The 14,805-nt window shown below is 36.4% G+C and carries 14 protein-coding genes; 9 read left to right on the top strand and 5 right to left on the bottom strand.

Annotation, left to right across the window (positions count from 1 at the left end):
• The first annotated feature begins 134 nt into the window (after positions 1-134).
• Entirely contained in the window at positions 135-1,400 is a 1,266-nt protein-coding gene (locus tag ACHUE4_RS04025) for a DNA polymerase IV (protein ID WP_394188098.1), read from the top strand.
• 1 nt (position 1,401) lies between these two features.
• Complete coding sequence (gene rnz, locus ACHUE4_RS04020; protein ID WP_394188097.1) at positions 1,402-2,346, top strand: ribonuclease Z; 945 nt, start codon at positions 1,402-1,404, stop codon at positions 2,344-2,346.
• Positions 2,347-2,382: 36 nt separating this feature from the next.
• Here rnz and ACHUE4_RS04015 read toward each other — a convergent pair whose 3' ends face one another.
• A complete protein-coding gene (locus ACHUE4_RS04015; protein ID WP_394188096.1) occupies positions 2,383-3,060 on the bottom strand; it encodes a YdeI/OmpD-associated family protein in 678 nt (225 codons plus the stop codon).
• Between the two features lie 400 nt (positions 3,061-3,460).
• Here ACHUE4_RS04015 and ACHUE4_RS04010 point away from each other — a divergent pair, with 400 nt between their 5' ends.
• Together ACHUE4_RS04010 and ACHUE4_RS04005 are read left to right on the top strand one after the other, a co-directional pair.
• Positions 3,461-3,778, top strand: coding sequence for a hypothetical protein (locus tag ACHUE4_RS04010; RefSeq protein ID WP_394188095.1), 318 nt, complete (start codon positions 3,461-3,463; stop codon positions 3,776-3,778).
• Positions 3,779-3,798: 20 nt separating this feature from the next.
• The gene (locus ACHUE4_RS04005; RefSeq protein WP_394188094.1) at positions 3,799-4,242 is read left to right on the top strand and encodes a GNAT family N-acetyltransferase; all 444 of its coding nucleotides are present in this window, start codon (positions 3,799-3,801) and stop codon (positions 4,240-4,242) included.
• 506 nt (positions 4,243-4,748) lie between these two features.
• Here ACHUE4_RS04005 and namA read toward each other — a convergent pair.
• Positions 4,749-5,765, bottom strand: coding sequence for an NADPH dehydrogenase NamA (gene namA, locus ACHUE4_RS04000; RefSeq protein ID WP_394188093.1), 1,017 nt, complete (start codon positions 5,763-5,765; stop codon positions 4,749-4,751).
• A gap of 246 nt (positions 5,766-6,011) precedes the next feature.
• On the opposite strand from namA, the gene speD reads away from it, so the two are divergent.
• Entirely contained in the window at positions 6,012-6,818 is an 807-nt protein-coding gene (gene speD / locus ACHUE4_RS03995) for an adenosylmethionine decarboxylase (protein WP_394188092.1), read from the top strand.
• Between the two features lie 138 nt (positions 6,819-6,956).
• Here the strand turns inward: speD and proC are convergent, their stop codons facing one another.
• Positions 6,957-7,769 (bottom strand): pyrroline-5-carboxylate reductase, encoded by an 813-nt coding sequence (gene proC / locus ACHUE4_RS03990; RefSeq protein ID WP_394188091.1) that lies wholly within the window; start codon positions 7,767-7,769, stop codon positions 6,957-6,959.
• A gap of 382 nt (positions 7,770-8,151) precedes the next feature.
• On the opposite strand from proC, the gene ACHUE4_RS03985 reads away from it, so the two are divergent.
• The 4 genes from ACHUE4_RS03985 to argH all read left to right on the top strand — a co-directional run bounded on the left by ACHUE4_RS03985 (position 8,152) and on the right by argH (position 13,092).
• Entirely contained in the window at positions 8,152-9,096 is a 945-nt protein-coding gene (locus tag ACHUE4_RS03985) for an MBL fold metallo-hydrolase (RefSeq protein WP_394188090.1), read from the top strand.
• Complete coding sequence (locus tag ACHUE4_RS03980) at positions 9,083-9,835, top strand: SDR family NAD(P)-dependent oxidoreductase (protein WP_394188089.1); 753 nt, start codon at positions 9,083-9,085, stop codon at positions 9,833-9,835. The genes ACHUE4_RS03985 and ACHUE4_RS03980 overlap by 14 nt, the downstream gene beginning before the upstream one ends.
• A 681-nt stretch (positions 9,836-10,516) precedes the next feature.
• A complete protein-coding gene (locus ACHUE4_RS03975; RefSeq protein ID WP_394188088.1) occupies positions 10,517-11,725 on the top strand; it encodes an argininosuccinate synthase in 1,209 nt (402 codons plus the stop codon).
• Positions 11,722-13,092 carry an argininosuccinate lyase gene (gene argH, locus ACHUE4_RS03970; RefSeq protein WP_394188087.1) on the top strand — a complete coding sequence of 457 codons (1,371 nt, stop codon included), beginning with the start codon at positions 11,722-11,724 and terminating at the stop codon, positions 13,090-13,092. The genes ACHUE4_RS03975 and argH overlap by 4 nt, the downstream gene beginning before the upstream one ends.
• 133 nt (positions 13,093-13,225) lie before the next feature.
• On the opposite strand, the gene ACHUE4_RS03965 is transcribed toward argH, so the two are convergent.
• Positions 13,226-13,330, bottom strand: coding sequence for a YjcZ family sporulation protein (locus ACHUE4_RS03965; RefSeq protein WP_394188086.1), 105 nt, complete (start codon positions 13,328-13,330; stop codon positions 13,226-13,228).
• Positions 13,331-13,435: 105 nt separating this feature from the next.
• Complete coding sequence (locus ACHUE4_RS03960; RefSeq protein WP_394188085.1) at positions 13,436-14,695, bottom strand: TolB family protein; 1,260 nt, start codon at positions 14,693-14,695, stop codon at positions 13,436-13,438.
• Positions 14,696-14,805 lie beyond the last annotated feature (110 nt).

Genomic DNA, 14,805 nt, shown 5'->3' with positions numbered 1-14,805 from the left:
CAAGTATAAAAAAATAGGATATCACGTTGGATGAGGTGAAGTGATTTTCACTCCACCCCAACATTTGACGGAGAACCGTTTTTTGTTACACTTATATAAACACAAAATGATGAAAAACGGAGAGGCGAATGTCAATGAATATTGAAAAACAAACGACATCTCGAGTTATCCTCCATATTGATATGAATTCTTTTTATGCATCAGTTGAACAATCTTATGATCCTTCTTTAAAAGGTAAGGCAATTGCCATTGCGGGAAATCCAAAAGAACGAAGAGGTATTTTGGTAACTTGTTCTTATGAAGCACGAGCAAGAGGCGTTTATACAACTATGAGTGTGTGGGAAGCGAAAAGAAAATGTCCGGAACTTATTTTATTGCCCCCCAATTTTGAAAGATATCGGATTGCTTCAAAAGCTATGTTTGATTTACTGCGTACATACACGCATCTTGTCGAACCTGTTTCCATAGATGAAGGATATGTTGATTTATCGGAAAATGAACGACCTATGTCGGTAGTAGAAATCGCGAATGAGATTCAACAACGCTTATTAACAGAACTTGATTTGCCTTGTTCTATAGGAATTGCGCCAAATAAATTTTTGGCAAAAACGGCTTCAAATTTGAAAAAACCGATGGGTATAACCATCTTACGAAAGCGTGACATGGATAAACTGCTCTGGCCACTTCCTGTAATTGAGATGCATGGCGTAGGGGAAAGTACGGCAAAGAAGTTAAATAGCATAGGATTACAAACAATCGGTGATATCGCACATGCGGAAGAAGGATTATTAAAAGAAGCATTAGGGAAGAATGGATCTCGATTAAAAAACCGAGCCAATGGAATTGACCATCGATCAGTTGATCCAGATTCTGTATATGATACAAAAAGTGTGGGGAATTCTACTACATTACCAAGTGACGAAACAGATTTAAGAGAATTGAAAAAAGTGATCAAACGGTTAAGCTATAAAGTCGCTAGTCGGTTAGAATCGAAGAGACTTGCAGGACCAACTGTCTCGATTCAAATACGTGATGCCGATTGGCATAATTCTTCACGCAGTCAATCTTTTCGAAATTTAGTATATGAAAAAGATCAACTCTTTGAAATTTCCTGGAATTTATTCTCGAAAAATTGGGATGGACAACCGATTCGATTATTAGGCGTAACAGTGAGTAATGTGGTCGATCGAAACGATTTTACTGAACAATTATCAATCTATAATTATGAAGAACATGCGAAGGAAGAACCGATATTAAAGTTAGTTGAATCACTTCAAACGAAATTTGGTAAAGATATGATTACGAGAGGTAAAACTCAAGTAAAAAAACCATCATTTGAATCGAAAACAAGTTTTAGTAAAGACTTTTTAGATGATCATACAGATAGGGAGAAAAAGTGACATGGAGCTGCAATTTTTAGGAACTGGAGCAGGAATGCCTTCCAAACAACGAAATACAAGTGCTCTTGTATTAAAGCTCATGCAAGAGAGAGGAACTTTTTGGTTATTTGATTGTGGGGAAGCAACACAACATCAAATGCTTTATACCACGTTGAAACCAAGAAAGCTCGAGAAGATCTTTATTACACATATGCATGGAGATCATATATTTGGACTTCCTGGCTTATTAGGTTCACGCTCCTTTTTGGATGGAAAGGAAGCTCTTACAATTTACGGTCCAAAAGGAATTAAAGAATGGATTCAGACGACACTTCGTTTGTCACGTACTTATTTACAATATCCATTACACATTGAAGAAATAGATGAAGGTATTATTTTTGAAGATGATTTATTTCGTGTTGAGGCAAAAAATTTAGACCATGTTATTCCTTGTTATGGCTATCGTATTCTTCAAAAACCACTTCCGCCTATGTTATTGATTGATAAAGCGTTACAACTAGGTGTTCCTAAAGGTCCTTTATTAGCAAAATTAAAAAATGGGCAAGATGTCATTTTAGAAAATGGCGAAACGATATTTAGTCAAGATGTGACAACTGAACCGAATAAAGGTGTATCGTTAGCTGTTTTAGGAGACACGAGATACTGTCAGAGCGCGATTGAATTAAGTCAAGATGTTGATGTCGTAATACACGAATCAACCTTTGATGCAGGTACTGAAGAGTTAGCGAAGCCATATGGTCATTCAACTGTAACCGAGGCTGCAAAAGTAGCGAAAGAGAGTAATGCCAAACATCTCATCATTAACCATATAAGTGCAAGGTTCTTACCTCATGAAGCCAATCAATTGCGAATTCAAGGTCTACAAGAGTTTCCATCAATTTTTGTAGCTGAAGATCTGTTGGAATTTGAGATGAAGAATGGTGAGTTAAATCCAATTAAAAAATAGGCGTATCTCAAACAAATCGTTTGGATACGCCTTTTGTCATTTCTTTTTCTTTCTGTATAAATCCATCGATTTATAACCTTCACCTAACACAATGCCCATTTCTTCGAATCTCTTTTCTTGGGTTTCTTTTCGTTTTGCACTGTAAATGTATCGTGCCCAGTCTTTTTGATAGCCAAAGGTTAGATGATTATATGCATTAAGTAAATCCTCATTATTTGTGAGTTGAATTTTAATTGTATCGACAAAATCTATGTAATCATCCACACACTGACTGTTTTTCTGAGAAGTGGGCTTTTGCATATCTTTTTTCATAGATTTCAATCCGATAATCGTATACACGTCATTTAAGCTAACCATTTTAGAAAACTTTAAATTACTGTCTTGGACAAAACCTTCTTTTTTTGGATCAATATAGTCAAAAATACGATCTCTCTCAATATAATGTTCATATTTTGGGTTGTTCTTTTTCGGATAAGCAAAGTAGACAAATCCATTTTCCTGTACCAAATCTTTTTCGATTAAAGTTTTTAAATAGCTAAGAAATTCTTCAATTGTATGAATGAAAATAAAAACGAATTGATACTGTTCTTTATTAATTTCTGTATCCATATTTACACTATTAAAATCTGAAATATCTTCAGGTGCTGCTAAAAGTAGTTTTGTAGAGAATTTCTTAATCCTTAATTTATCCACGATGCTTCTTTCAGAGTTCATACTTGTTTCGCCCCTTATTTTTTCTCTAATCATAAATAAATGAGCATACAATATCAATGAATATTGGAATTAGGAAGGAAATTACTTTAATACTCTTGAATAGTAAAGTAAGTAAAGTATGAATGGGGTCTTTTATTTGGGATGGGTAATACTAGTTGTAGTAATGTATCTTCCCATTTTTTATCTATTTAGAGAAAGAAGTTGAACGCTCATCCAAATAATAACTATAACATTATTATGTAAACTAACACATAATGATTATTCATTTAAAAGTAGGGAACCAATGAGGGTTTTTATCGTTTGCATGTTATGTAGTATCATATTTTTAAGTGCATGCAGCATACCAAAAGAAAAAATCGAACAGTTATCTCTAAATTATTGGAATAAAGAGGTGTCATCCATGGTGTTATATCCAGAGGAAGACTCTAAAGAAATACAATTATTGATTACTGCTATAAACAACTCGGAGTTGTTACATGATAAAGTCATTATGACAGAACCATTATTATCCTTTAATATTGATTTTGCTGATGAAAAAGAGAAAAATTATCACCTCTGGATCTTAACGAATGGCGAGGGATATATTCAACAGTTGCACCCAGATGAAAATAAAACATTTCAAATGGATTCTTCAGTAGCACTTGCATTACAAAATTATTTTAAAAAACAAGACGATGTTGAACTGATAAACAACGAAATTGAATTTGAAAAAGATTAAATGAGTTGGAAGGGACCATTATGAACATAACTTTACGTAATGATGAAACGGTATACATACGAGCATTTGAAGAAAAGGATTTTCTAGAAATCAATGAATTAAATAAAAAAGAGGGTTGGAATAACCTAGTGACAAAGCATGAAGATACGAAACGCGCTTGGATGAATTCTAACGTGGCGTTTGTAGCGGTAGCGAATGAACGAATCGTCGGATATTGCCGTGGACTTACAGACGGTTCAATTAGCTTATACATATGTGAATTATTAATAGATGAAAGCTTCAGAGGAAAAGGGTTAGGACAAAAAATCACTTATTGGATTCATAGCCTGTATCCCAATACGCGAATGGAATTGCTGGCAAGTTCAACGTCTCATAGTTTTTATGAGAGTCAAGATTATCGACCTTTTTATGGCTTTAGGAAAACATTCGAAGAATATGATGTAAACATGAAAAAGGAATGCTAATCCAGTGTGAATTAGCATTCTTCAGAATATAGATAAAGAATATTTTTTTAGACACTGCATAAAAATTTTAAATTAATATGTTGATGGTTGGCTATTTCTTTCGCTTTCCGCGGACGAAACCCTAGCCTCCTCGACTCATCTGTCTCTGACAGTTGAGTCTGTGGGGTCTAGCGTATTTCGTTTTTCCGCAGGAGTCTTCAGAAATAGCCAACCACTTTTCTACTTAATTAGTTGCAAATATGTTCATTGAAGATATTAAAAGAACTAATTTAAAAGTTGTAAATAAGGGCACGTTATTATAATTACTCTTAATTCTTTTGATTGGAATGAAGGTGGCGACTCCTGCGGAACCAGCAAGAACTGAAGACCCTGGACTGAGCCTCGCGAAGGAAGCGACTGAAGTCTTGCCCGCGGAAAGCGACCACCGCAATGGAAATCAACATTTTTTTGTCTAAATTCTGAGGAATGCTAATCACATGAATTAGCATTCCTTTTCATTTTCTAATTTATAGCCAGCCACGTTCATATTGAACTGGTGATTTAATTTCTGTACGTAATTCCTTAGCAGCGCGATATGGCCAATAAGGATCGCGTAGAAGTTCGCGAGCTAAAAAGATTAAATCTGCTCGATCATTTTGTAAAATTTCTTCTGCATGAAGTGGTGAAGTAATGAGTCCTACTGCACCTGTCGGAATAGGAGTGTCATGTTTAATCGTTTCAGCAAAATTAACTTGATACCCAGGAAAGACATCAATTGGTGCCGGCACGTTTGCCCCAGAGCTAACATCTACTAAATCTACATCTTGTTCTTTCATCCATTTCGTCATCGTTACATATGAATCAGGCGTCATTCCACCTTCTGTATAATCATGTGCAGATATACGAACAAAAAGTGGACCATTCCATACCGATCTTACGGCATCAATCGTTTCTCGTAAGAGTCTATATCGATTTTCGTCACTTCCACCATATTCATCTGTGCGTTTGTTTGTTAAAGGAGAAAGAAACTCATTAATTAAATAACCATGAGCACCATGAAGTTCTATAACATCAAATCCGGCTGTTTTAGAGCGTATTGCCGCTTCTTTAAAAGCAGTTACTGTGTTTTTGGTATCATCTATTGTCATTTCGTTTGGCGTTTTGTAGTGCTCATTAAAGGCCAATGGAGATGGGGCATAGATATCACCATCCACAGTTGCTTTTCTTCCTGCGTGAGCTAGTTGAATACCTGTTTTTGCGCCATGAGATTTCATTAAATTGACTACTTCCGTTAACCCTTTTGTATGTTCATCACTCCAAATACCTAAATCTTGAGCAGAAATTCTTCCTTCGGGTTGAACAGCTGTAGCTTCAAGAATAATTAGCCCAACTTGTCCAACAGCGCGTGTTGCATAATGAGTACGATGCCAATCTTCAATTTGTCCATCTTGGTTATGACTAGAGTATTGACACATGGGAGCCATAACAATTCTATTTTTGAATGTCACATCTTTAATTGTATATTCTTGAAATAATTTCGCCATTTATGAAAACTCCTCCTCTTATGTATATAATAGAGTATAGCAAATTCACATTAATTTTAGTGTTTCTCCTGCTCATGGGAAATCGATGAAATATATTCGAGTAATAAAAAAATGGAATAAAGTCCTTGTATTTGGTATGTTTCACTACGTGGGTTTTGTGGAAAAATAGAAATATGTCGATATTTGTAGTAACATGTTATGCTAATAACAATAATATTTTCAGTAGATAAAGGGGATTTTTGAAAAATGAGTTTAACTCCTACGCAAAGAATTGAATTACATGGTTTTAATAACTTAACAAAGACATTAAGTTTTAATATGTATGATATTTGTTATACAAGAACGAAGGAAGAACGTGAAGCTTATATTAATTATATTGATGAACAATATAATGCTGAACGGTTAACGAAGATTTTAACGGATGTAACGGATATTATCGAAGCGAATGTCTTAAATATTGCAAAACAAGATTATGAGCCTCAAGGAGCAAGTGTAACGATTCTTGTTTCTGAAGGTCCAGTTGATCAGTCTCCAATGGAATCCTTTAAAGAATCACCAGGTCCTTTCCCAGAAACAGTCGTTGGACATTTAGATAAGAGTCATATTACGGTTCATACGTATCCTGAATATCACCCTGATGAAGGAATTAGTACGTTTAGAGCAGATATCGACATTTCAACTTGTGGAGAAATCTCTCCGCTAAAAGCTCTGAACTTCTTGATTCATTCATTTGAAACTGACGTAATGGTTATTGACTATCGTGTTCGTGGATTTACAAGAGATGTTAAAGGTCATAAATTATTTATTGACCATGATATTGATTCGATCCAAAATTATATTCCAGATAGCTTGCAAGAAGTTTATCAAATGATAGATGTTAACGTTTATCAAGAAAATATATTCCATACGAAATGTAAATTAAAAAAATTCGACTTAAATAATTACTTGTTTGGTTATTCTGCTGAAGAATTATCAGAAGATGAGCAAAAAGCCATTTCGAAAAAGTTGAAAAAAGAAATGGATGAAATTTTTTACGCTAAAAATATGTCTTAAGTTATGTTAGGAAGGTTGTTTACAGCCTTCCTTTTTTCTTTGTACTGATTAGAATGTATAAGTTTACTGCTATCAGTATAAGAAAAGTATTAACTTGCACCATTTTAGATGCGAGCTAATTTTTTAAGAGAAAATTTGTTAATCATATTGTTTTCCTAGTTCTCTGGAACGCAATTCTGCATCTTTTAAACAAGTGCCGAGAATCTGAATAAAATTATTTTTTTGTAAAGCTGCAAGTCCTGCTTCAGTTGTTCCGCCTGGACTGGTTACTTGCTTGCGAAGGACTTCTGGTGATTTTGAAGACTGTTTCATCATCTCAGCTGAGCCTGCGAGTGTTTCAATGAGTAAATCACGTGCCACTTTTGAAGAAAGTCCAAGTGACACAGCCGCTTCTTCGAAAGCCTCAACAAAATAATAGACATATGCTGGACCGCTTCCGGATAATGCTGTAATGACATGTAATTTATCTTCTTCCACTTGAATCACGGTTCCAATAGCGTTTAATAAATTTATAATTTCTATTTTCGTTGTTTCTTCTACAAGAGAATTCCACGAAACTGCACTTGCTGACATGCCAATAGTAGCGGAGGTATTTGGCATGCACCGAGCAATTGGACGATGACCAAGTCCTTTCTCGATCGTTGACATTGGGACACCGGCAACTACTGATAATACGACAGTGGAAGGTGAGAGGTAGCTTGAAATGCTTTTCATTGCTTCCTGAACGTCTTTCGGTTTAGTTGCCAAGATAATCAAGTCTGCAGTACGAATCTGTTCTTTATTCTCACAAATGATTTGTAAACCATATGTCTTCTTCAAATATTCTTGTTTGACGAGATCTGATTTATTCATCACATAAACGTTTTCAAAAGAAACCGTCTTTTCTTTTTCCCATCCATGAATAATTGCTTGTGCCATGGATCCCGCTCCAATAAATACAATCTTTTTCATTTAAATGCCTCCCTAAAATCAGTGTATGAAAAAAACATGCGCTCCCGTCCTAATAAAAGGACGAAAACGCATGTTTCCGCGGTACCACCTAGTTTCACTCGAAAATGAGTACAACTTTTCTTCGTATCGTGAAGTTACGTCCATGTTTGCATGGAAGCTCCAAAGTAGGTTCATCGCAAGAGTGGGATTTGTACCTTTCAGCCGGTGGATACAATTTCTTTTTTCCGTCATCACAATTACTATTCTTTTTCAACGCTTGCCGTTTTTAAATTATTGAAAGTATATGCGTCCTTGTTTTGACTTGTCAAGTACAAAAGATGACGTCATCCTAAAAACCCTGTACAATGTAGTGAATAGTGATTCAGTTTAAGGAGAATGCCATATGATACATAAACTAATTTTACCTACGCCATTTGCTGTAGGAGATGTAAATGCTTATTTATTAAAAGGGGATGCACTTTCCTTAATAGATGCTGGTCCAAAGACTCCTGAAGCATATGAGGCCTTGGAGCGGGGAATAAAAGAAGCTGGATATTCATTTAATGATGTGGAACAAGTCTTTTTAACTCATCATCATCCTGATCATGCAGGCTGGATTGATGCATTCCCGCAAGCTAAAGTATTTGGACATGTTTACAATGACCTTTGGTTAACACGGGACCCTGCTTTCTTTGCTTATCATGATGAATTTTATTTAGAAAGATTGATTGAAGAAGGGGTTCCTGAGAAATATCATTCGTGGGTTGAAAAGATGAAACGTCCGGTTTCATTCTTAGGGAACCGCCCACTTGATGTCACACTTGAAGAAAATGATTCTTTGCCGGGTCATCCAGGCTGGTCAGTCATTGAAACACTAGGTCATGCACAAAGTCATGTTTCGTTTTGGCATGCAGAAAACAAAGAAATGATTGGTGGAGACCATATATTAGAGAAAATCTCTTCTAATCCATTAATCGAACCACCACTTGATCCAAGTGCCGGAAGACCTCAAGCAATGCTACAGTATAATGAATCATTGAAAAAAATCCTTTCGATGCCTGTTGAAAAAATTTATAGCGGTCATGGCAATGAAGTCTTTCAAGTACATGCACTCATTACGCATCGCTTAGAGAAACAACATGAGCGAGCGATGAAAGTATTATCTATGCTTGCAAGCAAACCACTTACCATATTTGAAATTACACAAAAGCTTTTCCCAACGGTTTATGAAAAAGAACTTGGTTTGACTTTATCCGAGACAATTGGACAAGTGGATTACTTATTGTCTGAAGGACTTGCCATCGAATCAAGAGATCAGAACGGAGTTTTCACCTATGCACAAGCATAGAATCGCTTTAGTTACTGGTGCGACAAGTGGGGTCGGCTTGCAAGTCGCAAAAGATTTGAAAGAAAAAGGATTCGATGTGTATGCTACAGGTCGTTCAAAAGAAGCCCTTCAAAAATTGAACGACCAAGGTATCCATACGATAGAAGCTGATTTGTTTATGGATGATGCAGTCGATTTGATAGTTAGTCAATGTCCATCACCTGATATTGTTGTTTTCTCAGCAGGAATTGGAACTTTTGCGTTAGCTCACGAAACAACGGATGAGCAAATTGAACAAATGATGCGTGTTAATGTGACGGCTCCTATGAAATTGACGAGTCGCTTACTGCCTCATATGATTTCTCGAAAAACGGGTCATCTAATTTATGTAGCGTCACAAGCAGGTAAAGTCGCAACACCGAAAGCATCTGTTTATGCAGCTACTAAACATGCACTTCTTGGGTACGCAACAGCAACTCGAATGGAAGTCCAAGCACACAATATACATGTAACGACTATAAATCCTGGTCCGATTGATACACCGTTTATCGATCTTGCAGATGCGACAGGAACTTATAAGACATCATTGAAAAAGTTTTTATTGTCTGTGGATGAAGTGGCTAATGCTATTATCAATGTAATTGATCGACCGAGAAGAGAAGTAGATTTACCCTGGTATATGGGCGTATCAAGTAAAATATACGGCATGGCACCTGGTACGATTGAGAAACTTGGTAAAAGTTTTTTTGATAAAAAATAAGAAAAGGAAAGGGTTGCCTTTTAGGCAGCTCTTTCTTTCGCTTTCCTTGGAAGAATCGCCACCTTTTATAGCTAATCTGTCTCTCTGAGAACTAAGTCTGTGGGGTCTAGCTTGCTTCCTATTTCCGCAGAAGTCTTCAGAAATAGCCTACCACTGCCTACTATTTGAATTGAAGTCATGATAGCTTAGGCTATCAATTACTTGTACTAGATACGATTCTGTAATTCATAATTACTAAATGTTATAAGTGTAATTTATTAAATCAAATGTATATGATATGAGGGAAACGCACCTTATTATATTCATATTTACACCAACATAAGTTGATTGGAATGGAGGTGGCGACTCCAGGGGGAACAGCACGAGTTTTTAGACCCTGGACTGAGCATCGCGAGGGAAGCGGCTTTTAGAGGATCACAGACTAAGAACGCCACATCGTGTGGCAAAGTCTGTGAAACCAACATCCTGTTGGCCTCCCGCGGAAAGCGTCCGCCACAATGGAAATCAACATTATATGTATTTCTACAATCGTAAGAGTTGCCTTTGAGGTAACTCTTTTTTTGAATAGTTAAACTTTTTATAATGCATGATAATACACTTGTATACATTTTTATTCCATGTTAGTATTCATGTATATTAATTCATAAACGATGAATAAAAATACATTGGAGGACTAATTATATGAATAAAAAAGTTGTATTAGCATATTCAGGAGGACTAGATACATCTGTGGCAATACCTTGGTTAAAAGAACAAGGATACGATGTTATCGCTGTTTGTTTAGACGTAGGAGAAGGAAAAGATCTTGAATTTATTAAAAATAAAGCCATTCAAGTTGGTGCTGTAGAAAGTTATATGATTGATGCAAAAGATGAATTTGCGAATGAGTATGCAAAATTAGCTCTTCAAGCTCATACATGGTATGAAGGAAAATATCCATTAGTTTCAGCTTTATCACGTCCGCTGATTTCGAAAAAATTAGTTGAAATTGCTGAACAAACTGGTGCAAACGCAGTTGCTCATGGTTGCACAGGAAAAGGGAATGATCAAGTTCGATTTGAAGTATCGATTAACGCCTTGAACCCTTCGTTAGAAGTAATTGCGCCAGTGCGTGAGTGGAGCTGGTCACGTGAAGAAGAAATTAATTACGCAAAAATGAATAACATTCCTATACCTGTAAACTTAGATAGTCCTTTTTCAATTGACCAAAATCTTTGGGGACGTTCAAATGAGTGTGGCGTATTAGAAGACCCGTGGGCTTCACCACCAGCAGATGCTTACGAATTGACCGTAGCTTTGGAAGATACTCCTGATGTTGCAGAAATTATTGAAATTACCTTTGAACAAGGGGTTCCAGTTGCATTAGATGAGATACCGTATTCATTTTCTGATTTGATCTTACACTTAAATGAAGTTGCAGGAAAACATGGAGTTGGGCGTATTGATCATGTTGAAAATCGTCTAGTGGGAATTAAATCGCGTGAAGTGTATGAAGTACCAGGAGCTCATACACTATTGCTCGCACATAAAGAGTTAGAAGATATTACGCTCGTAAAAGAGTTAGCACATTTCAAACCAGTGATTGAAAAGAAATTGACTGAACTGATATATGAAGGATTATGGTTTTCACCGTTAAAGGCTGCATTAGAAGCATTCTTACAAGAAACACAAGTGTATGTAAACGGAGTTGTTCGCGTGAAATTATTTAAAGGACATGCGATTGTTGAAGGGCGTAAATCACCTAATTCGCTTTATGACGAAAAACTAGCAACTTATACAACAGATGATGAATTTAATCATGCTTCTGCTGTTGGATTCATTGAATTATGGGGATTACCAACAAAAGTCCATGCTTTAGTTAATAAAGGAGAAAAGAAGGTGCTCTCATGACAAAATTATGGGGGGGACGTTTTCAAAAATCCGCAGAACAATGGGTAGATGATTTCGGAGCGTCTATCGAATTTGATCAACAACTCGTTATTGAAGATATTGATGGGAGTATGGCACATGTGTCCATGCTTGGTGATTGCAAAATCTTACCGCCTGAGGAAGTTCAGCTTATTCTATCTGGTCTTGGTCAATTAAAAGTGCAGGCTGAAAAGGGCGAATTGATTTATTCCGTTACAAATGAAGATATTCATCTGAATTTGGAGAAAATGTTGATTGATTTAATTGGACCAATTGGTGGAAAACTTCATACGGGACGTAGTAGAAATGACCAAGTGGCTACTGATATGCATTTATATTTAAAAAAACGGGTCGGTGAAATCATTGAACTCATCTCTATTTTTCAGCAAACAATCATATTAAAGGCTGAAGAGCATGTAGAGACAATTGCTCCTGGTTATACCCATTTGCAACGAGCACAACCGATCTCATTTGCTCATCATTTGATGGCATATTTTTGGATGCTGGAGCGTGATAAAAATCGATTTAGAGAATCTTTAAAACGTGTGGATGTATCTCCTCTAGGAGCTGGAGCTCTTGCAGGAACAACTTTTCCGATTGACCGGGCGTTAGCCGCTGCTAATCTAAATTTCGGTGATATTTATGCAAATAGCATGGACGCAGTTAGTGATCGTGATTTTATTGTTGAGTTTTTGAGTGACTCTTCTTTAGTCATGATGCATTTATCTCGTTTCGCGGAAGAAATCATTTTGTGGTCAAGTCAAGAATTCCACTTCATTGAACTCGATGATGCTTTTGCAACTGGGTCAAGTATCATGCCCCAAAAGAAAAACCCGGATATGGCCGAATTAATTCGCGGCAAAACGGGTCGCGTATATGGTAATCTATTTAGCTTGCTGACTACGTTAAAAGGTTTACCCCTTACGTATAACAAAGATATGCAAGAAGACAAAGAGGGAATGTTTGATACGGTTCAAACGCTCCTTGGTTCTTTAAAGATTTTTGAAGGAATGGTCCGGACGATGACTGTTCATACAGAAAAGATGCATACAGCTGTTCATCAAGATTTTTCAAATGCAACCGAACTAGCTGATTATTTAGCAACGAAAGGGATGCCTTTTAGAGAAGCACATGAAGTTACTGGCAAGCTTGTGTTTCTATGTATTCAAAGAGGTATCTATTTACTTGATTTGCCACTTTCGGACCTTGTAGATGCAAGCCACTTAATTGAAGAGGATGTTTACGACGTACTTTCACCAATGGCTGCTGTAAAACGTCGTAATTCTGAAGGTGGGACAGGGTTTGACCAAGTTCGAATTCAAATCGAAAAAGCGAAGAAATTGATGTAAAGATTGTCCCACTAAGTTAGTTTGTGCTAACTGGTGGGATTTTTTCGCCTATAAAACAGAAATAGAGCGCCAGGGGAAGCACTCTATTTTTTTACTCATGTTGCTAGAAAGGGGCTAACCTATGAGCTGCTTATTATAAAAATGTTGCACCGACAATAATCAACAAGATAAACAATACAACAATCAAAACGAATGTATTACCGTTGTCATTGTTGTAACATCCGCCATAACCTCCCATGACTTTCCCTCCTCTCAGTTCGAACTTATAGTTAGATTATGAAAGGAATTCAGGAGGGCATGGGAGATTAGCGGATATAAGTGAAAATAAACTTACATAATAAATTTAATTGGACGGGAAGAAAGCATAAGACTCTACGTTTCGAATCCATATTTCTGCGTGTTCACCAGTTATATCCGCTTTCCATAAATCTTGCTTGCTCGCCATACGATTGTTTGTTCTAACCCAAGTGATTTTATTTATTGCTGTTAAATAAATCGGATTGTAGTCACCTTGATCTTTTGGGGGTGTGGTTATTTGAATTTGCTTTTGATTGTTTAATGAAACCGAATATAATGAAGGGTTTGGCCGTTTTTCAGGATCGTTAGACCATTCACTTTCTGTGACCCTTGAAACAATGAGCGATTTATCATCGACCCACGTAAAACCCATTTCAGCATAATTTTCTGGTGTGAGTTTAAATGCCTCGTACCCAGGGATTTCAGCTACTTTAAGTTTCTTATTTTTGAATCCATCAACAAGTCTTCCTCCACCAGCGATATAACCAAGCAAATCTTTTTTAAAAGACCACTTAGATGTGAATTCGTAGAGAATTACTTCGTCCATGATGGTAAATTCCTTTCCATCAACAGAAATTATACATAACATGTTGCTATCCATTGACCACGAAGCCGTAGGAGAAACAATAAAAGATAACCATTTCTTGCTTGGTGAAAACGCAAATGAGTTAGCGATAATCGAAGGAATTTTTACATCTTCTTTACCAATCTCTTTTGGAATCACAAATAACGTTTTCACATTTTTGGTCAAGCTGCTGAGATTTTGATAACCTTCCTCGATTGAAATAGTGAATAGGATAGGGTGAGTCCATCCATCTGGTCTTAGGTCCGCGTTAGAAGATACAATAAATTCTTTTCCGTTTGGCTGCCATTCATAACTACTAACTCCTAAAGCAATATTGTAGAAACTCTTTAAGTCAGAGATGTTTAATACACCTCCAGATTGAAAAGCAACAATGTTTTCAGTAGGCGACCACTTAGGGTTATAACCATCATAAAATATTTTCCGGTGTGTTTTTGTCTTTACGTCATACACCCACAATTCATTTTCAGTGCCCGCTTGTTTAATAATGGGTTCGATTGCTTTTCTTTGATACAGTAGCATTGTTCCATCAAAAGACCATTGGGGGGAATCAGTAAAAGTAGCTCTTTTAGTCGTTATTTTTTCGGTTTTGCCGTTCGACTGAATCCACAAGTAGTCATCCTTAACAAATGCTACTTTTACACTTTCAGCCATCTCTTCTGCAGAGGCAATGGCTGGGAAAATTAAACACATCATTAATATCAACTGAACCAATTTTGTCATATGCACAAACACCTCTTTTGTATAGCTTTTCCTTTAATCGCAATCATACGCATGTTTCATTATCCTAATTTTTTTAATGAGTCAATTTGATAAATCTTAATTCTGATTCC

It is taken from the genome of Paenisporosarcina quisquiliarum (assembly GCF_043641925.1).
Lineage (GTDB): Bacteria > Bacillota > Bacilli > Bacillales_A > Planococcaceae > Paenisporosarcina > Paenisporosarcina quisquiliarum_A.
The sequence above is the reverse complement of the archived record's forward strand: the minus strand, read 5'-3'. Positions and strand labels throughout refer to the sequence as shown.

Excerpts from the sequence above, each read along its gene's own strand:
- speD (WP_394188092.1), top strand. The coding sequence starts at position 6,012 with ATGAGTTTAACTCCTACGCAAAGAATTGAATTACATGGTTTTAATAAC.
- namA (WP_394188093.1), bottom strand. The coding sequence starts at position 5,765 with ATGGCGAAATTATTTCAAGAATATACAATTAAAGATGTGACATTCAAA.
- argH (WP_394188087.1), top strand. The coding sequence starts at position 11,722 with ATGACAAAATTATGGGGGGGACGTTTTCAAAAATCCGCAGAACAATGG.
- ACHUE4_RS03985 (WP_394188090.1), top strand. The coding sequence starts at position 8,152 with ATGATACATAAACTAATTTTACCTACGCCATTTGCTGTAGGAGATGTA.
- ACHUE4_RS03980 (WP_394188089.1), top strand. The coding sequence starts at position 9,083 with ATGCACAAGCATAGAATCGCTTTAGTTACTGGTGCGACAAGTGGGGTC.
- ACHUE4_RS03960 (WP_394188085.1), bottom strand. The coding sequence starts at position 14,695 with ATGACAAAATTGGTTCAGTTGATATTAATGATGTGTTTAATTTTCCCA.
- rnz (WP_394188097.1), top strand. The coding sequence starts at position 1,402 with ATGGAGCTGCAATTTTTAGGAACTGGAGCAGGAATGCCTTCCAAACAA.
- ACHUE4_RS04015 (WP_394188096.1), bottom strand. The coding sequence starts at position 3,060 with ATGAACTCTGAAAGAAGCATCGTGGATAAATTAAGGATTAAGAAATTC.
- proC (WP_394188091.1), bottom strand. The coding sequence starts at position 7,769 with ATGAAAAAGATTGTATTTATTGGAGCGGGATCCATGGCACAAGCAATT.
- ACHUE4_RS03975 (WP_394188088.1), top strand. The coding sequence starts at position 10,517 with ATGAATAAAAAAGTTGTATTAGCATATTCAGGAGGACTAGATACATCT.
- ACHUE4_RS03965 (WP_394188086.1), bottom strand. The coding sequence starts at position 13,330 with ATGGGAGGTTATGGCGGATGTTACAACAATGACAACGGTAATACATTC.
- ACHUE4_RS04010 (WP_394188095.1), top strand. The coding sequence starts at position 3,461 with ATGGTGTTATATCCAGAGGAAGACTCTAAAGAAATACAATTATTGATT.
- ACHUE4_RS04005 (WP_394188094.1), top strand. The coding sequence starts at position 3,799 with ATGAACATAACTTTACGTAATGATGAAACGGTATACATACGAGCATTT.
- ACHUE4_RS04025 (WP_394188098.1), top strand. The coding sequence starts at position 135 with ATGAATATTGAAAAACAAACGACATCTCGAGTTATCCTCCATATTGAT.